The sequence below is a fragment of the Salinicola tamaricis genome (genome assembly GCF_003006155.1).
GTDB lineage: Bacteria > Pseudomonadota > Gammaproteobacteria > Pseudomonadales > Halomonadaceae > Salinicola > Salinicola tamaricis.
Map to the genome: position 1 here is coordinate 334,614 of NZ_CP023559.1, position 21,403 is coordinate 356,016.

At 65.3% G+C, this 21,403-nt stretch carries 17 protein-coding genes and 5 pseudogenes; 14 read left to right on the forward strand and 8 right to left on the reverse strand.

All coding sequences use genetic code 11. The features are described from left to right. Window positions 1-94: 94 nt before the first annotated feature. The 5 genes and pseudogenes from CN538_RS01490 (at window position 95) to CN538_RS01505 (ending at window position 4,132) form a co-directional block, all read left to right on the forward strand. On the forward strand, window positions 95-1,057 hold the full coding sequence (locus tag CN538_RS01490) for a LysR family transcriptional regulator (RefSeq protein WP_106418326.1): 963 nt from the start codon (window positions 95-97) through the stop codon (window positions 1,055-1,057). Between the two features lie 75 nt (window positions 1,058-1,132). After that, window positions 1,133-2,127, forward strand: a pseudogene (locus tag CN538_RS01495) (TRAP transporter substrate-binding protein). 90 nt (window positions 2,128-2,217) lie between these two features. Further along, window positions 2,218-2,793 (forward strand): annotated as a pseudogene (locus CN538_RS01500) (TRAP transporter small permease). Between the two features lie 56 nt (window positions 2,794-2,849). Beyond that, on the forward strand, window positions 2,850-3,203 hold the full coding sequence (locus CN538_RS25820; RefSeq protein ID WP_422917536.1) for a TRAP transporter large permease subunit: 354 nt from the start codon (window positions 2,850-2,852) through the stop codon (window positions 3,201-3,203). Next, a complete protein-coding gene (locus CN538_RS01505) occupies window positions 3,092-4,132 on the forward strand; it encodes a TRAP transporter large permease (RefSeq protein WP_422917596.1) in 1,041 nt (346 codons plus the stop codon). The genes CN538_RS25820 and CN538_RS01505 overlap by 112 nt, the downstream gene beginning before the upstream one ends. A 114-nt stretch (window positions 4,133-4,246) precedes the next feature. Here CN538_RS01505 and CN538_RS01510 read toward each other — a convergent pair whose 3' ends face one another. Further along, a complete protein-coding gene (locus tag CN538_RS01510) occupies window positions 4,247-5,176 on the reverse strand; it encodes a Gfo/Idh/MocA family protein (RefSeq protein WP_106418327.1) in 930 nt (309 codons plus the stop codon). A gap of 268 nt (window positions 5,177-5,444) precedes the next feature. Next, window positions 5,445-6,147: pseudogene (gene mtgA, locus CN538_RS01515) on the reverse strand (monofunctional biosynthetic peptidoglycan transglycosylase). A gap of 268 nt (window positions 6,148-6,415) precedes the next feature. Here mtgA and CN538_RS01520 point away from each other — a divergent pair. Then, window positions 6,416-7,066: an alpha/beta hydrolase fold domain-containing protein gene (locus CN538_RS01520; RefSeq protein WP_242495465.1), complete on the forward strand. Its 651-nt coding sequence runs from the start codon at window positions 6,416-6,418 to the stop codon at window positions 7,064-7,066. A gap of 27 nt (window positions 7,067-7,093) precedes the next feature. Here the strand turns inward: CN538_RS01520 and CN538_RS01525 are convergent, their stop codons facing one another. Further along, window positions 7,094-8,032 (reverse strand): ABC transporter substrate-binding protein, encoded by a 939-nt coding sequence (locus CN538_RS01525; RefSeq protein WP_106418328.1) that lies wholly within the window; start codon window positions 8,030-8,032, stop codon window positions 7,094-7,096. 296 nt (window positions 8,033-8,328) lie between these two features. Here CN538_RS01525 and CN538_RS21635 point away from each other — a divergent pair. The 6 genes and pseudogenes from CN538_RS21635 to CN538_RS01555 form a co-directional block, all read left to right on the forward strand. Further along, window positions 8,329-9,585, forward strand: a pseudogene (locus tag CN538_RS21635) (LysR substrate-binding domain-containing protein); the annotation flags it as partial. Continuing rightward, complete coding sequence (locus CN538_RS25825) at window positions 9,584-9,955, forward strand: NAD(P)H-dependent oxidoreductase (RefSeq protein WP_106418329.1); 372 nt, start codon at window positions 9,584-9,586, stop codon at window positions 9,953-9,955. The pseudogene CN538_RS21635 and the gene CN538_RS25825, both read left to right, overlap by 2 nt. A gap of 587 nt (window positions 9,956-10,542) precedes the next feature. Further along, window positions 10,543-11,331 carry an aliphatic sulfonate ABC transporter permease SsuC gene (gene ssuC / locus CN538_RS01540; protein ID WP_106418330.1) on the forward strand — a complete coding sequence of 263 codons (789 nt, stop codon included), beginning with the start codon at window positions 10,543-10,545 and terminating at the stop codon, window positions 11,329-11,331. Beyond that, complete coding sequence (locus CN538_RS01545) at window positions 11,328-12,203, forward strand: ATP-binding cassette domain-containing protein (RefSeq protein WP_106418331.1); 876 nt, start codon at window positions 11,328-11,330, stop codon at window positions 12,201-12,203. Before ssuC ends, CN538_RS01545 begins: the two co-directional genes overlap by 4 nt. An 18-nt stretch (window positions 12,204-12,221) precedes the next feature. After that, the gene (ssuD, locus tag CN538_RS01550) at window positions 12,222-13,406 is read left to right on the forward strand and encodes an FMNH2-dependent alkanesulfonate monooxygenase (RefSeq protein ID WP_106418332.1); all 1,185 of its coding nucleotides are present in this window, start codon (window positions 12,222-12,224) and stop codon (window positions 13,404-13,406) included. A 55-nt stretch (window positions 13,407-13,461) separates the two neighbouring features. Then, the gene (locus CN538_RS01555) at window positions 13,462-14,544 is read left to right on the forward strand and encodes a sulfonate ABC transporter substrate-binding protein (RefSeq protein ID WP_106418333.1); all 1,083 of its coding nucleotides are present in this window, start codon (window positions 13,462-13,464) and stop codon (window positions 14,542-14,544) included. 133 nt (window positions 14,545-14,677) lie between these two features. On the opposite strand, the gene fghA is transcribed toward CN538_RS01555, so the two are convergent. Then, the gene (gene fghA, locus CN538_RS01560; RefSeq protein ID WP_106418334.1) at window positions 14,678-15,535 is read right to left on the reverse strand and encodes an S-formylglutathione hydrolase; all 858 of its coding nucleotides are present in this window, start codon (window positions 15,533-15,535) and stop codon (window positions 14,678-14,680) included. Between the two features lie 137 nt (window positions 15,536-15,672). Further along, entirely contained in the window at window positions 15,673-16,782 is a 1,110-nt protein-coding gene (locus CN538_RS01565) for an S-(hydroxymethyl)glutathione dehydrogenase/class III alcohol dehydrogenase (protein WP_106418335.1), read from the reverse strand. A 178-nt stretch (window positions 16,783-16,960) separates the two neighbouring features. Between CN538_RS01565 and CN538_RS01570 the strand changes: the two genes are divergently transcribed. Then, on the forward strand, window positions 16,961-17,884 hold the full coding sequence (locus tag CN538_RS01570; protein WP_106418336.1) for a LysR substrate-binding domain-containing protein: 924 nt from the start codon (window positions 16,961-16,963) through the stop codon (window positions 17,882-17,884). A gap of 13 nt (window positions 17,885-17,897) precedes the next feature. Here the strand turns inward: CN538_RS01570 and CN538_RS24760 are convergent, their stop codons facing one another. The 3 genes and pseudogenes from CN538_RS24760 to CN538_RS25830 all read right to left on the reverse strand — a co-directional run bounded on the left by CN538_RS24760 (window position 17,898) and on the right by CN538_RS25830 (window position 20,287). Continuing rightward, window positions 17,898-18,149, reverse strand: a complete 252-nt coding sequence (locus CN538_RS24760; protein ID WP_340638217.1) for a helix-turn-helix domain-containing protein — start codon at window positions 18,147-18,149, stop codon at window positions 17,898-17,900. A gap of 146 nt (window positions 18,150-18,295) precedes the next feature. Then, on the reverse strand, window positions 18,296-18,631 hold the full coding sequence (locus tag CN538_RS24765; RefSeq protein WP_340638218.1) for a Crp/Fnr family transcriptional regulator: 336 nt from the start codon (window positions 18,629-18,631) through the stop codon (window positions 18,296-18,298). Window positions 18,632-18,904: 273 nt separating this feature from the next. Continuing rightward, window positions 18,905-20,287, reverse strand: a pseudogene (locus CN538_RS25830) (L-serine ammonia-lyase). Window positions 20,288-20,432: 145 nt separating this feature from the next. On the opposite strand from CN538_RS25830, the gene CN538_RS01585 reads away from it, so the two are divergent. Beyond that, the gene (locus CN538_RS01585; protein ID WP_106418337.1) at window positions 20,433-21,389 is read left to right on the forward strand and encodes a LysR substrate-binding domain-containing protein; all 957 of its coding nucleotides are present in this window, start codon (window positions 20,433-20,435) and stop codon (window positions 21,387-21,389) included. Window positions 21,390-21,403 lie beyond the last annotated feature (14 nt).

Below are 21,403 nucleotides of genomic sequence, written 5' to 3' on the forward strand. Positions count from 1 at the left end.
TCGGGTGGTTGGCGCGCCGAGGCCCCTCTCGGTTGACGCCTGCGCCCCGCCGCCCAAGAATCGATCACCTTTTCCGTCTGCTCGAGGGCCCTGCATGTTCGACTTCAAGGAGCTGGAAGCCTTCGTCTGGGTGGTCAGACTGGGCTCCTTTCGCAAGGTCGCCACGCGCCTGCACCTGACCCAACCCTCCATCTCCGACCGCATCACGCGGCTGGAGGCGACGGTGGGCGAGTCGCTGCTCGACCGTTCGGCGCGGCCGGTGCAGCCGACCCTGCGCGGGCGCGAGTTCTACGCCCATGCCGAGCGCCTGCTGGAGAGCCGCGAGGAGGCGTTGCGCCTGTTCCAGAATCAGGAGGATTTCTCCGGCACGCTGCGCCTGGGGGTGATCGAGACCATCGCTCACAGCTGGTTCAACACTTTTCTGAACCGCCTGGCGGAGCGCCACCCGCAGTTGACCATCGAGCTGACCGTGGACATCTCGCCGTACCTGCAGCAGCGCCTGGCCGACAACGATCTCGACATGATCTTCGCCATGGGTGGCGTGGCGCCCAACCTGGCGGTGGAGCAGCTACCGCTGGCGACCTACGAGATGGGCCTGTTCGTGGCGCCGCAGCACCGCGCCGCGCTGGAGGGCGGCGGCAACGCGGCGCTGTCGCGCTTCCCCTTCGTCTCGTTCAGCAAGCTCGCCCGCCCCTATGGCGAGCTGGTGACCTATCTCGCCGAACAGGGCCTGGAGGATCCCAAGATCCACTGCTCGACCACGCTGATGACGATCGTGCGCATGAGCGTCGACGGTGTCGGCATCGGCTCGCTGCCGGTGGCCACCGTGGCCGATGCCTGCGCGCGTGGCGAGCTGCTGCGGCTGGACCTGCCGAGCCCACTGCCGGCGATGGTCTACGACGCCATCTGGCGCACCAGCAACTACCCCAGCTTCTGCCGCCGGGTATCGCAACTGGCCCAGGCCTGCGCCACCGACTACTTCCGGACGGACGCCGAGCAGCCCAGGACGCCGCTGCCGAGAGTGAAAGTCTGGACCGATACTGCGGATAAGAATTAACGATTTGACGCCATCGGCGGCCTGCTTGAAGAATGATTCGGATGTCGTTCATTCAATAATAATCAGGACTGCCCCATGCCCAATCGCCTCTTTTCCCTCTGCATGCTGGCCACCGCCGGCGCCCTGAGCCTGTCGACGCCGGCCTTCGCCGAGCAGTGGAACCTCGCCACGCCGTACGGCGATGCCAGCTTCCATACCCAGAACACCAAGGCGTTCGCCGAGGATGTCGCCGCGGCCACCGATGGCAAACTGACCATCAATGTCCACAGTGGCGGCTCGCTGATCAGTCATGCCGAGATCAAGCCGTCGGTGCGCCGCGGTACGGTGCAGGCAGGTGAGGTGTTCCTCTCCATTCTCTCCAACGAGTCGCCGATCTACGAGGTCGATACCCTGCCCGGCCTGGCCACCAGCTATCAGGACGCCTTCGACCTGTGGCAGGCATCCAAGCCGATCATCACCGAGCTGTTCGCCAAGGAGGGGCTGATGCCGCTCTACGCGGTGCCGTGGCCGGCCCAGGGGATCTATACCGATTTCACCCTGACCGACGCCTCGCAGTTCCAGGGCCTGCGCGTGCGTGCGCCCAACATCAACACCCAGCGCTTCGTCGAGAACCTGGGCGGCATCCCCACCCAGACCGAAGAGGCGGACATCCCCACCGCCTTCAGCACCGGCCGCGTCGACGCCATGATCACCTCGGTCTCTACCGGCAACTCGATGTCGGCGTGGGACTACGTCTCGAACTACAACGACGCCAAGCTGTGGCTGCCCAAGAACATCGTGTTCGTCAACAAGCGCGCCTTCGATCGCCTCGACGCGGACACCCGCCAGGCCGTGCTCGACGCCGCCGCCAAGGCGAGCAGCGCGGCTGGATGATGAGCAAGGCGGATGCCGCCAAGAGCGCCAAGGCGCTGGAGTCCCACGGCATCACCATCAGCCAGCCCAGTGACAAGCTCCAGCAGGAGCTCAGGCCGCCGGTCAGCAGCTGTTCGAGGATTGGCCCAGGCCCGGCCGATCAGGCCAAGGAGCTGGTGACACGCTACCGCGAGCGCCAGGCCCAGCAGTCCCAGTAAGCCGCCCACAGGGCGCCCGCGCGGCGGTCCTTGCCGGACCCATCCATCGTTGGGCCCTCGTTCCCTACCGCCACTCCGTGAGCTAGCGCGATGACGTTCCGACTCGATCCGCTCTACCGCCTCGGCGCCTGGGGCGCCGCCGCCTGCATGATCTCGATCTGTGCCCTGGTCACCATTCAGGTGCTGCTGCGCTGCCTGGATGCCCTGCTCAACGCCGTCGGTGCCAACCGCCTGGGCCTGGAGATCAGCGGCGTCTCCGAGATCGCCGCCTATCTGCTGGTCGGCGCGACCTTTCTGAGCCTGGCCTACACCTTCACCCACCACGCGCACATTCGCGTCACCCTGCTGATCGGACGCCTGCCGCCGCGCTGCGGGTGTGGTTCGAGGCGGCCTGCCTGGCCATCTCACTGGCACTGAGCGGCCTGCTGGTATGGCAACTGATCGGCCTGGTCCAGGAGAGTCTCAATACGGCGATGTCTCCTCTGGGCTGATGGCGATCCCGCTGTGGATTCCGCAGAGCGTGCTGGTGAGCGGCATCGTGCTGCTGGTCTGGCGCTGGCCGAAGCGCTGCTGGCGACACTGCGCCAGGCCATCACCGCCCCCTCTGCCTACGTGGCGCCGGCGACGACGCCCACGGCGGGGAGTGACACACGATGCCATTGCTGACTCCCGATACCGCTTCGTTCGCTGACTTCGAGGGCCTCGCATGCTGACGCTCAGTCTTGCCGCTGTTCACCCTGGCGCTGCTGCTCGGCGGCGGCGTCTGGATCGCCTTCGCCCTGCTCGGTACCGGCTGGCTGGCGCTGACCGGCTTCTCCAGCTTCGAGGTCGGGCCGATTCTCGCCTCGGACTTCTGGGGCGCCAGCTACGGCTGGGACCTGACCGCGCTGCCGATGTTCGTGTGGATGGGCGAGATCCTGTTTCGCTCGGGACTCGCCGACAACATGTTCCGCGCGCTGTCGCCCTGGCTCAATCTGCTACCGGGCCGGCTCTTGCATGCCAATATCATCGGCAGCGGCCTTTCGCCGCGTGTGGGGCGGTCCCCGCCGCGACCTGCGCCACGGTCGGCAAGATGACCCTGCCGGAGCTCGAGCGCCGCGGCTACAGCGACACGCTGGCGGTGGGCACGCTCGCCAGCGCCTCGACGCTGGGCCTGCTGATCCCGCCCTCGATCATGATGATCGTCTACGGCGTGGTCACCGAGCAGTCGATCTCGCGGCTGTTCATGGCCGGCATCGGCCCCGGGGTACTGCTGCTGGCGCTGTTCATGCTCTATCTGGTGGTGTGGTCGCTCAGTTGCCGGGCGCCGCGGCGGCGCAGGCCACGCCGAGCCATCGATGCCGTGGGCGAAAAGCTGCGCAACAGCTGGCGCCTGCTGCCGCTGCTGGCATTGATCGGCGGCATTCTCGGCAGCATCTACGGCGGTGTCGCCTCGCCCACCGAGGCTGCGGCGGTGGGCGTGGTGCTGTCGATGCTGATCGCACGGCTCAACGGCCATTTCGACCGGCGGATCTTCCTCGACTCGATGTTCGCCGGGCTGCGCACCTCGTGCATGATCGCTTTCATCATCGCCGGCGCCTCCTTCCTCTCCTCGGCGATGAGCTTCACCCAGTTGCCCACGCAGCTGGCCACCGCCATCGCCGACATGGGGCTCTCGCCCAACCTGCTGCTGGTGGTGCTGACGCTGTTCCTGCTGGTGCTGGGCTGCTTCCTCGACGGTATCTCGCTGATCCTGCTGGTGACCGCGATCATCATGCCGCTGATCAATGCCGCCGGGATCGACCCGATCTGGTTCGGCATCTATCTGGTGATCGTGGTGGAGATTTCGCAGATCACGCCGCCGGTGGGCTTCAACCTGTTCGTGATCCAGGGGCTGACCGGCAAGAACATCTTCACCATCGCCAAGGCGACGCTGCCGTTCTTCCTGCTGATGCTGCTGGCGATTCTGCTGCTGCGGCTGTTCCCGGAGATCGTGCTCTATCTACCCCAGGCGATGAATCGCTGAGCGCCTCGACTGGCTCAGAAAGCCACTTATTAGCAAAAAGCAAAACGCCCCCTGCAGCCTGGCCGCAGGGGGCGCTTTTATCTTGCGTCCGGCGACAGGCTGTCGCCGAGCGGACTACTCGATGAAATCCTCGACCGGATGGCGATACCCCAGCATCAGGGCATCGGCAACATGCCGGAAGGGGCTGACATCGACATCCGACTGGCCGCGACCGATCAGCCCGGCGAAGCGCTCGTAGAGCCCGGCGTATTCAGCATCCGGGCCCTCTTCGAGCAACTCGCCGTCGACCCGCATGCGGCTACCGCCGGCCTCGAGGGTGAGGCGGCCGTCATCGGTCTCGACGTGGATCTCCCAGATCGGCGGCGTGCCGACCTGGCGGAAATCGAACTCGGCGTGAATCGGCACCTTGAGCCCATCGACGAAATCGAGCGAGGCGGCGATGGGGGTTTGGCAGTTACCCGGCACCTGCAGTTGGGCATCGATCAGATGGAACGGCCGCGGCAGAATGGCGGTGGCGATAGACAACGCATTGATGCCGGGATCGAACACGCCCATGCCGCCCGGCTGCCAGATCCACGCCTGGCCGGGATGCCACTCGCGCACGTCTTCTTTCCAGACGATATCGACCCGCTGGATCTTGCGCGTCGACAGCCAGCGCCGCGCCGGGGCGACGCAGTGGGCATGGCGCGAGTGCCAGCTGGCGAACAGCGTGACGCCGCTGCGCGCGGCATCCTCGCGCAGCGTCTCGATCTCGGCCAGGGTCGCCCCCGGCGGCTTCTCGAGCATCACGTGCTTACCGTGGGACATCGCCAGCCGGGCCTGGGCGGTGCGCACGCCGGCCGGGGTGCACAGGGCGACGGCGTCGACCGTCGGCCCCTCCTTGAGCAGCGCCTCCAGCGTCTCGAAATGCGCGACGCCGGGCACGGCGGCGTTGCGGCTGGCGACCGCACTCAGCCGATAGGCGGGGTTGGCGTCGATCGCTGGGTGGTGCTGATCGCGGGCGATCTTGCCGTACCCGACAATGGTGAGGCGAATGGTATCCATGGCGTGAAACTCTCCCGCTGACGTGATGCGTGGACGATATCCAGCGCGCCCGACGCCGACGCGCTGCCTTCCGGGCCCGAGCTGGCCCGGACGCTATCTGACATGCCAGTGGCCACGCGTCACCTTCGCAACGGCCCGGCGCTGCCGATCATGACATCCTCGGCCATCCGCTCCAATCACCTCTTGGTTGAGAGCTTTCGAACGAGAGATTTCGCTTGCGGCCCTGGCGGGGGGAAAGACGGACGAACCATCGCGGTGTCGGCGGCGCTCACTCGATCCGCTGCAGGAAGGCGGTGCCCCCGAGCTGGCGCATCTGACGCTGGATCCAGGCCGCGCGCTGGAGCACGTAGGGCGAGGGCCGCGACGCGCTCCAGCCGCGCGGATTGGGCAGGATCGCTGCCAGCCGGCTGGCCTGGGTGACACTCAGATCGGCAGCGGAGGTGCCGAAGTAGTGCTCGGCGGCGGCTTGCAGGCCGAAAACGCCGGTGTCCCATTCGGCGATATTGAGATAGACCTCGAGAATGCGCTGTTTGGGCCACAGCGCCTCGAGCAACAGCGTGAACCACGCCTCCAGCCCCTTGCGCACCCAGCTGCGCCCGGTCCACAGGAACAGGTTGCGTGCGGTCTGCTGGCTGATGGTGCTGGCGCCGCGCAGGTCACCGCCATCCGACCACGAGGTGAGCGCGCGGCGAATCTGGTCGGTATCGAAGCCCCAGTGATCGGGGAAGCGCTGATCCTCCCCCGCCATCACTGCCAGCTTGGCGTTGTCGGAGAGTCGTGACCAGGGTGTCCACTGCTGCTGGATCTCGAGATTGTCACCGTGCAGCCAGGCCCCCACCTTGCGCTCGACCATCACCATCGAGCCGACCGGCCGAAACGAACACCAGAACGAAGAACACCGACAGGCCGACGAAAGCGGCAATGGCGATCAAGAAGTAGCGCAACAGTTTGCGGGGCCAGCCTGTCTGCATGCGTGTGGCTCACGTCGGTCAAAGGCGCACAGTATAGCAACGTGTGGCTAGCGCAGGGGGTGGCAGCGCCTTATCGTGGGACCGCCCCCGCCAAGAGGAGTAACCGCATGTCGATCGACGCCTTCATCCGTCGCCTCGAGCGCCTGGATGCCGAACCCGACGCACCGCTCGCCGAGCGCCGGGCGGCCTACGAGCGCTTGCACGCGAGCGGCGGCCGCCCGACCCGGCGGGCCTGCGGTTCGAGGATACGCGAATCGCCGAGGTGCCCGTGCGCCGCTTCACCCCCCGGGGGGCGCAGCGCGGCTGCATCGTCTATCTGCATGGCGGCGGCTGGAATCTGGGGTCGGTGGCGAGCCATCACGGCATCACCGCCGATCTGGCCGCGCGTCTCGGCCGCGAGGTGGTGAGCGTGGATTATCGCCGCGTGCCCGAAGCGAGCTATGCCGCGGCACTGGCCGACTGTGTGGCGGTGGTCAACGCCTGTGCACCGCTGGCGATGGTGGGTGACAGCGCCGGTGGGCGTCTGGCGATCGATGTTGCCCATCACGGCTGGCAGGGAGTGCTGGGGCTGATCTATCCGGTAGTGGGCGCGCCCACGCCGGAGACACTGGGCGACGACGCCCCGCTGCTGTCGCGCTCGGACATTCTGGCGCTATGGCAGAGCGTGGCCGACGCCGTGCCGGAGATCCCCGCCGAGCGAGTGCCGACACCGACCATCGAGGTGCTGGCGGTGGCGCGCGACCCGCTCACCCGGCCGCTGGAGGCGGCAGTCGACGCATGGCGCCACGCCGGCGCCGAGGTGGGCTATCGCTGCGCACCGCAGATGGTGCACTCGGCGCTGCACGGCCACGCCGAGCTGCCGGCGATGCGGGAGTCCTGGCAGGCGTTCTGCCAGGCGCTGGTCAGGCGCATCGCCTGAACGCGCATACCCGTTCGCGAACGCGACTCAGTTCGCGAACTCAGCCCTGACCGCTTCGATCGCCGGCTTGCCGTTCTTGGCGGTGACACCCTCGAGCCACTTGGCCACGGTCGCCTCATGACCGTGGATCCACTCGCTGGCCACCTCGTCTGCGGGGCGCTCCTCGTGGCTGTACTGGTAGACCCAGTCGTTCTGGTCGGCGATATCGACCCGGTACTGGGAGAAGAAGCGGTAGAGATTGGCGTCCTGCCGCTTCAGGTCGCCCGGCACCAGAGTCCAGACCGTGCTGACAATATCGGCGACACCGCTGTCATCGGCATCCTTCAGATAGTAGAGGTCGTAGTTGACGTTCATCCAGTGCGGCTCCCAGCCGACGAACGTCACCCACTCGTGGTCGGCGATCTTCTGCCCGGCATAGGCCAGCATCGCCGCGGTGGAGCTCTCCTGCAGCTGCCAGTCACCGAGCCCGGCCTTGTTCTCGGCGATCGCCTTCAGGATGGCGTCGTTGATGCCGGTCCCCGCTTCGATGCCCTGAATCTTGCCATCGAAGCGATCACGGTAGCGGTCGAGATCGGCCACGCTGTCGACCCCCGCCTCGTGCACGTAGGAAGGCACTACCAGCCCGGAATTGGCGTTGCTGATATTGGCTGCGGCGTGGGCCAGACGCCCCGAGTCGAGCAGCGGCTCGGTCATCTCCTGCTGCACCGGATACCAGTTACCCAGGTAGGCATCCAGCTGACCGTTGGCCAACCCGTTGAGGATGACCCCCACCGCCAGTTCCTTCTGCTCGGTCCGGTAGCCCATGGCGTCGAGCAGCTGAGCGGCGATCTCGGTCTTGACCGTGACTCCGGGCCAGGGCGAGACGCCGAAACGCACCTGATCGAGATCGGCGTGCGCCGGGCCGGCGGTGAGCAGGCCCAGCGTGGTGAGCGCCAAGCCGTATTGCGGCAGCGTGAATCTTCGCATGCGGGCGTTCCTCGGTGTTGTTGTCGGTACCCGCTTACTGTGACGCAATCGGGCGCCACGACTTGACGCCAAGCGACAGGGAATAAGCGTTAACGGACACAGAACACGAGATGCGCGGTCGAGCGCGCCGGAGACGATGGCCAGCCGAGTCCGCTCTCACCGGCTTGATCGCCCCGCATAGCCCTCGATCGAATAAAAAACGAATTCGAAAGCCGATATGGTTATGAAGATAATCTATTTATCCGACTGAAAGACTCGCTCTATCCTCGCGGAAATAGACCGCCATCGAGCCCGCCATGAATTTCCAGCAGCTACGCATCGTGCGCGAGACCGTGCGCCAGCGCTTCAATCTGACCGACGCCTCGAACGCCCTCTTCACCTCCCAGTCCGGTGCCAGCAAGCATATTCGCGATCTCGAGGAGGAGCTCGGGGTCGAACTGTTCGAGCGGCGTGGCAAGCGCATTCTCGGCCTGACCACCGCCGGGGGCACCCTGCTGGAGACCATTGAGCGCATCCTGCTCGACACCGAGAACCTGAAACGCTCGGCGCAGCAGCTGGCCAACCAGGATCAGGGGCGGCTGGCGATCGCCACCACCCACACCCAGGCCCGCTACGCGCTGCCGCCGATCGTGGCCCAGTTCAAGGAGCGCTTTCCCAAGGTGAACCTGGAACTCCACCAGTGCAGCCCGTCGGAGATCGTCTCGCTGCTCAAGAGCGGGCGCGTGGATATCGGCATCGCCACCGAGGGCGTCAACGACGAAGGGTCGTCGTTCGTGCGTTTTCCCTTTCACCACTGGCATCACAGCATCGTCGTTCCCGCGGGCCATGCGCTATCGCAGGCGCAGGATCTGCGACTCGAAGATATCGCCGGCTATCCCATCGTCACCTACCACGAAGGGTTCACCGGACGGGCGCGTATCGACCAGGCGTTCCAGGCCGCGGGGCTGGTACCCAACGTGGTGCTCACGGCGCTGGATGCGGACGTGATCAAGACCTACGTCGAGCTCGGCCTGGGCATCGGGGTGATCGCCTCGCTAGCCTACAGCGGCGAGCGCGATCGCGGCCTGACCCTGCTCTCGGGCCAGGCGCTGTTCCCCGCAACACCACCTACCTCGCGCTGCGTCGCGGCCACTTCTTGCACGCCTTCGCCTACGCGTTTCTCACGCTGTGCAGCAATGATCTCGACGAGGCCACGGTACAGCGTGCGCTCGGCGGCCGTCGCGACTGAGTGCCGCCGATCCGCAGGCAGCCCCATAAGCACGGCAGGATTTCTTATTTCCCCGCGCCACCGAGCCCCTGCTAGCGTCGAAGCCCATCCGGTAACACCCATACGCCCCAGACCAGAGAGGATCGCCATGCATCTCGTCACCCTTGCCGGTAGCCCCGGCAGCCACTCACGCTCGACACGCATGCTGACCCACGTCACCCAGCGAGCGCGCGCCGTGGGAGCGCACTGCCGCGCTTTCGGTCTGGCGGATTTCGATCCTGCCGTGCTGGTCGAGGGGCGCTGGGACAATCCTGCCGTCGCCGCACTACGCACGGCAGTGGCAGATGCCGACGCCCTGTCGTGGCCCGCCGGTCTATCAGGCCTGCTTCAGCGGTGGTCTCAAGCTGCTGCTCGACCTGCTGCCGCAGAACGCCCTGGCGCACACCACGTCGCTGGCGCTGGCCAGCGGCGGCAGCGACCGTCACCTGCTGATGCTCGACTATGCCCTCAAACCGGTCCTGGCCAGTCTCGGCGCCCGCCGTCAGCTCGCCGGCGTCTACGCCAACGCGGCCCAGCTCAGCCGCGATGACGACGGCGAATACCATCTCGGCGGCGATCTGCACACACGCCTGAACGAAGCGTTCGACGAACTCCACGAGAGTGTGATGGCACAGTACCGCCCACGCCACCCGGCACGCACGGCAGCGATGGCCTAGGCGCGGGTCGGTAGTTGCCGCACTCGGCCAGCCGGTGTCGATCATCGATTCGATGGACGACGTTCAGCGCGCCAGCGTAGCACCCAGGGGAGGCGGCGTATCTCAGTCGATGCCGCTGCCCGTTCGCGCGCATGTATCGAGTTACCGCCGAGATCGGTCTCTTGAGAGCACGCTCCGATAATGTCTCTCAGGACGCTCTTTACGCATTCTATTGTCACGCCCTCTTCCCACGGGTTTTCCCATATCCTTTTCTTGAGGCATCCTTTAACGTCCCGTTACTGCCCTTCAAATCTCATACCCCTTTCCTCCCCCTTTCCTCCCCCTGTCCTCTCCCCTTTCCACGCCCCGAAATTCACCTCCCAACCTACCCCTCTTTGAATCTTTAAACACCTTCTTTCCATGCGGCTAATGACAGGCAAATAAAAAACGGAAAACAGCATATCCATAAGCATGAAATACCGTTGAACATGCTTTCCCTTTTAGCCCATAACCAATGCATTATTTTTCATTTCTCGCGCCTACCCTGTCACTGTTAGCGTTATTTTCAGACAGCTATTTCATCGACCTTGGCGAGGGAGAAAATATCGATGTCACCTGCTCGAAGACGCACTCTGGACCGCTGGCTTCCCTGGCTAGTGCCACTGCTCATCGTCCTGTTCTGGCAGTGGCTGGTCAGCGACGGCTGGATTGCCAGCCGCCTACTACCCACTCCGCTATCTGTATTCGAGGCAGGTTGGCGCCTTAGCGCCAGCGGCGAGCTGCCGCATCATCTGCTGATCAGTTTCCAACGCGCCGCGCTGGGTTTTCTAATCGGCGCCAGCATCGGCCTGCTGCTCGGTACGCTCAGCGGACTCTCTTGGTGGGGCGAGAAGCTGCTCGACAGCAGCGTACAGATGGTGCGCAACGTGCCCCATCTGGCGCTGATTCCAATGGTGATCCTGTGGTTCGGTATCGACGAGACCGCGAAGATCTTTCTCGTCGCGCTGGGCACCGCTTTTCCCATCTATCTGAATACCTTTCATGGCATTCGCGGGATCGATGCCGATCTCATGGAGATGGCCAGAAGTTACGGGCTCTCGGGCCGGGCACTTTTCACTCATGTCGTTCTACCCGGCGCGATGCCCTCCATTCTGGTCGGCGTGCGCTACTCGCTGGGACTGATGTGGCTGACCTTGATCGTTGCCGAGACCATCTCTGCCAGTTCGGGGATCGGTTATCTGGCGATGAATGCGCGTGAATTTCTGCAGACCGATGTCGTGGTTCTCACCATCGTGCTCTACGCCATTCTCGGCAAGCTCGCCGATGAATCCGCCCGCTTTCTCGAGCGCCGCTGGCTGCGCTGGAACCCCGCCTATCGCGGAGGTCAGGTCCAATGAGTCCATCCACCCTCTTTCATCCTCGCGACGGCTTTCCCGAGTCCGATGCCGAGCCCCACGACAGCGCAATCTACCGTGAGATCTCGACAACGAGCCGCCCCCGGGCGGGCAGCCATCTGAAGCTCGACTGCATCGCTAAACGCTTCGGCGAGCTGGCCGTGCTCGACCGTCTCGACCTGGAGATCCCCAGCGGTCAGCTCGTCGCCATCGTCGGCCGCAGCGGCTGCGGCAAGAGCACCCTGCTGAAGCTGATCGCGGGTCTGGAAACGCTCGGCAGCGGCCAGCTGAGCACCGATGGCCAGCCACTTTCGGCCCACCGCGATGACACCCGGCTGATGTTCCAAGAGGCACGCCTGCTGCCGTGGAAGCACGTGCTCGACAACGTCGGACTCGGCCTCGCGGGGGAATGGCGCCCACGTGCGCTGGCGGCGCTACGCGAGGTAGGGCTCGAGAACAAGGCGGCCATGTGGCCGGCGCAGCTCTCAGGTGGACAACGTCAGCGCGTCGCCCTGGCTCGGGCACTGATTCATCAGCCGCGTCTGCTGCTGCTCGACGAGCCACTCGGGGCACTGGACGCGCTGACCCGCCTGGAGATGCACGCGCTGATCGAGAAGCTGTGGCAGCGCCACGCTTTCACGCTGCTGCTGGTCACCCACGATGTCGCCGAGGCCGTGCAGCTCGCCGACCGAGTCATCGTGCTGGAGGACGGCCGCATCGGCCTGGATCTGACAATACCGCTGCCACGTCCGCGGGAGCCGGCCTCGCCCGGGCTCTCGGCTCTGGAGACGCGAATCCTGCATCGCGTCCTCGGACGCAGCGAGCCCGACGACGATGAGGCGTCACCTCACGCTTCTCGAACCCCAACCCCCTAGGCTCATGGAGAGACCTGCATGACGACACTGCCCCCCAGCGATACGACACGCCTCAAGGTGCTGTGGTTTCTGCCCACCCACGGCGACGGCCACTATCTCGGCACCTCGGCGGGTGGACGCAATGTGGATATTCACTACCTGCGCCAGATCGCACAGTCCGCCGACCAGCTTGGCTACTACGGCGTGCTGCTGCCAACGGGAAGAAGCTGCGAGGACGCCTGGGTGGTAGCTTCGGCGCTGGCACCCCTGACGCAGCGGCTGCGTTTTTTGGTCGCTGTCCGCCCAGGGCTGCAGTCCCCCGCCGTTGCCGCACGGATGACCGCGACGCTGGACCGCATTTCCGGCGGCCGCCTGCTGATCAATGTGGTGACCGGCGGCGATCCGGTCGAGAACCGTGGCGATGGCATCTTTCTCGATCACAGCGAGCGCTACGCAGTGACCCGCGAGTTTCTCGACGTCTACCAGCGCCTGCTGGCCGGCGAGACCGTCAACCACGCTGGCGAGCATCTGCATATCGAAGACGGCAAGCTGATCTTCCGGCCGGTGACGCCCAATGGCCCGCCGCTCTACTTCGGCGGTTCTTCCCAGCCAGCGATCGACGTTGCCGCCAGTACGATCGACAAGTATCTGACTTGGGGCGAGCCGCCAGCGCAAGTCGCCGAGAAGATCGCCAGCGTACGCCAGGCGGCAGCCAAGGCCGGCCGCGAAGTGACTTTCGGCATTCGTCTGCACGTCATTGTCAGAGAGACCGACGAGGAGGCGTGGCAAGCCGCCGACAAGCTGATTTCCCATCTCGACGACGACACCATCGCCGCCGCCCAGAAAGTGTTCTCGCGTATGGATTCGGTAGGCCAGTCGCGCATGTCGCAATTGCACGGCGGCGACCGCAGTCAGCTCGAGATCAGCCCCAACCTGTGGGCCGGCGTCGGACTGGTACGCGGTGGTGCCGGTACCGCCCTGGTCGGAAGTCCGGAGACGGTGGCGGAACGCATGCGCGAGTACCAGGCCTTGGGGATCGACACCTTCATTCTCTCCGGCTATCCGCACCTGGAGGAGGCCTGGCGATTCGGTGAATCCGTCCTCCCCTTGCTGTCACTCGAGGACGCCACCGATAGATCCGCCGCGGCGGTCGACCTGGGCCCCTTCGGCGAAACCATTGCCAACAACGAACACCCGCCCGCTGCGGTAGCCAGCCGGAGCTGAGCACGCCAACTCGTCATATCGGCACGACCGCCCTCTTCCAGTCGAAGGACTCAATATGCTCCAACCCTCTCTTTATGATCACCGCTGCCACACCGCGATCACACATCTCTCGATCACCGGCCGTTGGATCTACGCTCTCGCGATATCCTTCTGCGCTGGGGGCTATCGGCGTCTCTTCGCCCGCCTCGGGGTGCTGCTATTCGCCGCTCTGGCTGCCGTTTTCGCCAGTCTGGCAGCGGCCGACGAACCGCCGACGCGCGTGCAGATCGGCTTTCAGAAAGGCAGCATCCTCACCCTGCTGAAAGCGCGCGGCACGCTCGACGAAGCGCTGAAGGCGCGCGGTATCGGCGCCCGCTGGCTCGAATTCCCCGCTGGCCCGCAGATGCTCGAAGCGCTGAACCTGGGCAACATCGACTTCGCCACGGTGGGCGATGCGCCGCCTATCTTCGCTCAGGCCGCCGGCGCCGACCTGGTCTACGTATCGCGGACACCGGCCAACCCCAAGACCGAAGTCATTGTGGTCCCGAAGGATTCACCGCTGCACAGCGTTGCCGATCTGGCGGGCAGAGCCGTGGCGCTCAACAAGGGTTCTGACGTCAACTATCTGCTGGTGAAAGCACTCGCCGCCGCCGGTCTCGACTATTCTCGGATCACGCCGCGCTATCTGAAACCGGCAGATGCCCGTGCTGCCTTCCAGCAGGGGGCGGTCGATGCCTGGGCGATCTGGGATCCCTACTACGCCGAAGCACAAGTGAATGCCGGCGCGCGACTGCTGACCGATGCCACTGACCTGGTGTCGCACTACAGCTTCTATCTCTCGAGCCGTGACTTCGCCGAGACTCATCCGGAGATCGTCGATCTGTTCAACCAACAGATCGCAGCGGTCAGCCGCTGGGCCGAGGCGCATCCCGACGATGCCGCGCAGATCTTGTCCCGCGCAACCGCTCTACCGGTGTCGATCTGGCAGCGTGCCATCGCGCGTACCCACTACGGCCTGGCGCCGGTCGACGACGACGTCCTCGCCGAACAGCAGACGCTGGCCGATACCTTCCACGACATCGGCCTGATCCCGAGAGAGGTCGACGTCAGCACGACCAGGTGGGCGCGTTCTGCCGAGAGCGTCGCCGCCACCCGGTGAACGCAGCGCCAGCAAGACGAGACGTCAAGAGAGGCCGCCGCAGGGCCCACTAGCACAAGGCCGCGGACAGAGAAGCGGCCCCAGAAGGGGCCGCTCGCGCCAGGGCTCGACTATGTAGACACGCTTGCTTCGCTCAGCGCTTGGCGTGAAGCCGCTCGGCGTGGTAGCGCAGGTGGTCGTCGATGAAGCTGGCGATGAAGAAGTAGCTATGATCGTATCCCGGATGACGACGCAGCGTCAGCGGGTGATCGTGCTCTTCACAGACGGCTTCCAGGCGCTCCGGCTTGAGCTGCTCGTCGAGGAAGTTGTCGGCTTCACCCTGATCGATGAACAGCGGCTGGCGCGACGATCCCTTGGCCACCAGTTCGCAGGCATCGTACTGGGTGCGCAGGCCGACATCCTCGCCGAGATAGTGCTCGAACGCCTTCTGGCCCCAGGGCACCTGCGTCGGGTTGACGATCGGCGCGAACGCCGACACCGCGGCGTAGCGCCCCGGCTGGCGCAGCGCCAGGACCAGTGCACCGTGGCCCCCCATGGAGTGGCCGCTGATCGATTCGCGGCCATTGACCGGAAAGTGCAGCCGTACCACCGACGGCAACTCCTCGGTGACGTAGTCGTACATGCGGTAGTGGCGCGACCACGGCTCGCGCTTGGCGTTGAGATAGAACCCGGCGCCGGAGCCGAAATCGTAGCTGTCGTGCTCGCCGGGCAGGTCCAGCCCACGTGGGCTGGTGTCCGGGCAGACGATCGCGATGCCCAGCTCGGCGGCGGTCTTCTGAGCCCCCGCCTTCTGCATGAAATTCTCGTCGGTGCAGGTGAGCCCGGAGAGCCACCACATCAGCGGCACCCGGCCCTCCTCGGCCTGCGGCGGGAGATAGATCGCGAAGATCATGTCGCAATCCAGCGCCCGCGAGTAGTGCTTGTAGCGCTTGACCCAGCCACCGAAGCTCTTGGTGGCGGAGACCAGCTCCAACTGCTCGCTCATCGACATGGTTTTCTCCTGGCAGCACCGGCGGTATCACCGCCGGTGGGTTGGGCACGTCTCAAATGTGCTTCACGCGAGTTCGGACGCGCTTCGCGCAGCTTCGGGCGCGTATCAAACGCGTTTCGCGCGGCTTCGGGCGCGTATCAATAGTGCAGCACGGTACGGATGCTCTTGCCCGCATGCAGCAGCTCGAACGCTTCGTTGATCTGGTCGAAGGCCATGTCATGGGTGACGAACTCGTCGATCTTGATCTCGCCATCCATATAGCGCTGGACGTAGCCCGGCAGCTCGCTGCGGCCCTTGACGCCACCGAAGGCGGAGCCCTTCCAGACCCGGCCGGTCACCAACTGGAACGGACGCGTCGAGATCTCCTCGCCGGCCCCGGCGACGCCGATGATGATCGACTCGCCCCAGCCCTTGTGGCAGCACTCCAGCGCCGAGCGCATTACGTTGACGTTGCCGATGCACTCGAAGGAGTAGTCGACGCCACCATCGGTCAGATCGACGATCACCTGCTGGATCGGATCGCTGTAATCCTTCGGGTTGACGAACTCGGTGGCACCGAACTGGCGCGCCAGCTCGAACTTGTCCGGGTTGACGTCGATGGCGATGATGCGCGATGCCTTGGCCATCTGCGCGCCCTGGATCACCGCCAGGCCGATCGCACCCAGACCGAACACTGCGACCGTGGCACCCGGCTCTACCTTGGCGGTGTTGAGCACCGCGCCGATGCCGGTGGTGACACCGCAGCCGAGCAGACAGATCTTGTCCAGCGGCGCTTCCTTGGAAACCTTGGCCAGCGACACCTCGGGCAGCACGGTGTACTCGGAGAAGGTCGAGCAGCCCATGTAGTGATGGATCGGCTTGCCGTCGAGGGAGAAGCGCGAGGTACCGTCGGGCATCAGGCCCTTGCCCTGGGTGGCGCGTACCGAGCTACACAGGTTGGTCTTGCCCGAGAGGCAGAACTTGCACTTGCCGCACTCGGCGGTATAGAGCGGAATGACGTGATCGCCCGGCACCAGGTCGGTCACGCCCTCGCCCACCGCTTCGACGATGCCAGCGCCCTCATGTCCCAGCACCGAGGGGAAAAGCCCTTCCGGGTCCTTGCCCGAGAGCGTGTAGGCGTCAGTGTGACAGACACTGGTGGCGACCATACGTACCAGCACTTCGCCCGCTTTGGGGTCCTGGACGTCGATCTCTTCGAGGGAGAGGGGTTTGCCCGCTTCCCAGGCTACGGCAGCACGCGATTTCATCTTCTGGTCTCCTTTGAGAATGTCGATTCGCTCACCTCACCGGGGCGAGGTCTGGCGATCGTCTTTGATGTAAACCCAGCATTTCTGCTTTGAACTCAGTCTAGGCGCTCGCTGGCTGGCAATAAACCTGGCCCAGAGCACATAATCATTGCCACACAGCAATAATCGAGGGGCCGCCATGTCGCGCTGGGAGGGGATAGAGGCGTTCGTCGCCGTGGTCAGGCTGGGCACATTCACCCGTGCCGCAGCGTCGCTGCAGGTTTCCAGCTCGCACGTCAGCCGCTTGGTCAGCCAGTTGGAGCAGAGTCTCGGCGCGCCGCTGCTCTATCGCACCACGCGCCAGATCCGTCTGACCGACGGCGGCGCGGTCTACTATGAGCACTGCCGTTCGCTGCTCGATGGCTTCCGCGAAGCCGAGGATGCGCTCAACGCGCTGCAGCCTCTGCCCCAAGGGCGCCTGGCGATCAGCTGCGCCACTACCTTTGGCGAGCGCTACATCGCACCGCTGGTCAACGAGTTCCATTGCCGCCACCCTCAGCTCGATGTCCAGCTGCACTTCACCAATCGCGCCGTGGCGCTGATCGACGAGGGCTTCGACATTGCCATTCGCATGGGGGTGCTCAAGGACTCCAGCCTGCTGGCACGACGCCTGTGCGAGCGTCGCGAATACGTGGTCGGCTCACCAGCCTACTTCCAGCGACTCTCACCCCCGCACAGCCTGTCGGAACTCTCCCATCACAACTGCCTGATCGGTTCCCGCGACAGCTGGCTGTTCCAGGTCGAAGGCACGCAGCGCGAGATTCGCGTCTCCGGCAACTGGCGCGGCAACTCCGGGCCGGCGCTGCTGGATGCAGCACGCCGCGGCATCGGCCTGGCCCAGCTGCCTGACTACTATGTCGAGCCGGCGCTGGGGCGCGGTGAATTGATCTCGGTGCTGGACCGCTACCAGTTCACCGATACCGCGGTATGGGCGGTCTATCCGCGCCATCGCCAGCTGTCGTCGAAGATTCGTTTACTGGTCGACTTCCTGGTCGCGCGACTCCCCGCCACCATTGCCGGCTGGGCGGCCGGCGGGGGCTCCGGTGGCAGCAAAGCCCCCTGACCGGACAACGGCGTCAGTGATTGAAGAAGTGATCGATGCCATCGTTGAGGTAGGCATCGCCGAACTCTGCCTCGCGGGCCAGCGCGGCCGGGTCGGGCAGCTCGATGCGCTGGCGCGAGCGTAATATCAGCCCCTCCTCGCGGAAGGTGGTCAGGGTACGGCTGACATGCACCGACGACAGACCCAGCGCGTCGCCGAGATGCTGCTGCGACAGCGGCAGGCGGATGCTATTGCCGTCGCGCGCCTTGGTGCGCTCCAGGCGCACGAACATCTCGTAGATCAGATGGGCCAGGCGTTGGCGCGCGCTGCGCCGGGCCAGGTTGACCAGGCGCTCGGTGAGCAGCGCCTGCTGATGCGAGGAGATGGCGAAGAAGATCGCCGATAACGTGAGCGATTCACGGAAGACGTTGATCAGACGCGGTGCGGAAAGTGGCAGATGACGCCATCCTCGAGCATGGCGACGCCGGTCAGGCGATCCTTGAAGGCAAACTCGCGCAGGCCGATGATATCGCCGGGCAGGTAGATCTCGAGGATCTGACGCGAGCCATCCTCCATATGCCGGAAGGAGTAGGCCCAGCCGCGGCTTAAGGTGCAGAACTCGCGCGCGCTGTCGCCCTCCTGCCACAGGATCTGATCGGCCTTGACCTCGCTCGGACTCTTCTCCAGATCCGCCAGCAGCGCCTCGTCGTTCTCGGAAATCTCACCGTAGTGTTTGAAGTGACGAATGATGCAGCTGTCTTTGCTCATTTCCCTTGGCCTTGTGGTCTAACCCGCAACGTGGCGCGCGCCTTCGCTGCCGTGATGACAGAGCACCTTCATCACGGATCGCGCGACGCACACCAGACTGCCCCGAGAAGCCCCGGACACGGCCTGTGACCGCGCCGACGCACTCGCTGCAGGGACTCCTGGATTCAGGGATTTGATAGTGGCACAGCTCTAGCTCAATTTCCTTATCACTGTTGATATCGGCGTCTTCGCATAGCGCGGCGTGACGCCGGCGTAGACCCTCGACTTCAGCGCTCAGCACTCGATGGTGTTGACCGCCAAACCGCCGCGCGAGGTCTCCTTGTACTTGTCCTGCATATCGCGCCCGGTGTCGCGCATGGTACGGATGACCTTGTCCAGCGAGACGAAGTGCTCGCCGTCCCCGCGCAGCGCCATCTGAGCGGCATTGATCGCCTTGACCGAGGCGATCGCATTGCGCTCGATGCACGGCACCTGGACCAGCCCGGCGATCGGATCGCAGGTCAGCCCCAAGTTGTGCTCGAGGCCGATCTCGGCGGCATTCTCGACCTGCGCCGGGCGTCCCTCCGAGCAGCTCGGCCAGCCCCGCCGCAGCCATCGCACAGGCCGACCCCACCTCGCCCTGACAGCCAACCTCGGCGCCGGAGATCGAGGCGTTGGTCTTGCACAGGATGCCGATCGCGGCAGCCGCCAGCAGAAAGCGCACCACGTCCTTCTCGCACGCCCCGGGCTGGAACTTCATGTAGTAGTGCAGCACCGCCGGGACGATCCCCGCGGCGCCGTTGGTGGGCGCGGTGACCATGCGCCGCCCAGCGGCATTTTCTTCGTTGACCGCCAGGGCGAAGAGGTTGACCCAGTCCATCGCCGAGAAGGTGCTGGCGATCAGCCCCTTGTCGTCGTCGACGCGATCAGGCGCCGGTGCAGATTGGGTGCCCGCCGGCGCACGTTGAGCCCACCCGGCAGCACGCCTTGCTGATCCAGGCCGCTGTCGACGCAGGCCTTCATCGCCTCCCAGATACGCCACAGCCCGGCGCGGGTCTCGGCCTCGCTGCGCCAGGCGCTCTCGTTGGCAAGCATCACGTCACTGATCGAGAGTTCTTCGCGGCGACAGATCTCGAGCAGTTCCACGGCATTGCGGAACGGAAACGGCAGACGCACGCCGCGGGTGGCGCTCTCGCCGTGCTCGGCCTGCTCCTCGTCGACCACGAAGCCACCGCCGACCGAGTAGTAGGTGTTGGCATAGATCGTCGCGCCGCGACGATCGCTGGCCACCAGACGCAGCGCGTTGGTGTGATAGTCGAGAATCTCGTCGCACCACTCGACGTCGCGGGCGGGATCGAAGTCGATACTGTGCACGCCGGCCAGCGACAGCTGATGATCACGCTCGACGGCAGCGAGCTTGAGCGCCAGCTCGTCGGGGTCGACGCTCACCGGCTGCTCGCCCATCAGCCCGCCGAGCACCGCGCTGTCGGTGTTGTGGCCCTTGCCGGTGGCGCTGAGCGAGCCATAGAGGGTGACCTGCACACGTTTGACCGGTTGCAGCAGGGCATGCTCGCGCAGCGTGGTGACGAAGGTGTGTGCGGCCTGCATCGGGCCCACGGTGTGTGAGCTGGAGGGCCCGATGCCGATCTTGAACAGGTCAAACACGCTGAAGGTCATGGTCGTCTCCCCCGGGAGCGTCGCACTGGAATCAGAAAGCGTCGTTACGAGAACCGATGCTTGATGTAGTTTGACTTCAGTGTGCTCGCCGGTTACACCGGTCTCAATCGAATATATCTGCCCGGGGTTTTAGTCAGGCTAAATCATGGCCCAGTCACTCAACGCTCAGACCCACGCCTGGCTGAAGGTCTTCGCCGTCAGCGCCAGGCACCTCTCCTTCACCCGCGCGGCGGAAGAGCTGCACGTGACCACCGGTGCGGTCAGCCAGCAGATCAAGCAGTTGGAGGAGCGCCTGGGCTTCCGGCTGTTTCGGCGCCTGCCGCGGCAGTTGGCGCTCACCGAGGAGGGTGAGCGCCTGGCCGGTGTGGTATCCCAGGCCTACGATGCGGTGGGGTTGGAGATCGACCGCCTACGCGGTGGGGTGATGAGCGGCGTGCTGCGCCTGCGCTGCCTGCCCTCGTTCCTGGCCAAGTGGCTGATGCCGCGGCTGCCACGGCTGCAAGCGCGCTTTCCCGATATCGAACTGCACTTGAGCGCCGAGGACAGCAACCTGTCGCTGCTCGACGGCGGGTTCGACTTGGCGATCGATCTCAACGATGGCCACTACCCCGGGCTGCAGACCTCGCCGCTGATCGACGAGCGCATTTTTGCGGTCTGCTCGCCGCAGCTGCTGCGCCGGCGCCCGCCGCTGACCCACCCCGATGCGTTGGGCTACTACCCGCTGCTGCACGATGTCACCGCCTGGCGCGGCAGCCACGACTATGCCGAGTGGGAGCACTACCTGGCGGCGATCGGCGGCGAGCACGTCAATGTCCGCCGGGGCTACACCTTCAACCGCAACCAGCTCACGGTGGAGGCGGCGATCTCCGGGATGGGCGTGGCGATCGCCCGGCGCACGCTGATCGGCGACGAGCTGGAGAGCGGTCGTCTGATCGCCCCCTTCGCCGGCTCGGTTGCCACCGGCAAGCGCTACGGCCTGGTCTATCAGCAGGGCGCCCTAGACGACCGCCGCGTTCGCGCGATCCACGACTGGCTGGTGGAGGAGGCCGAGCGCGGTCGGAGCACGGAGCAACCACTCCGCGACGCGGCTGAGGGGCACTAGCGAGGGGGAGTCGT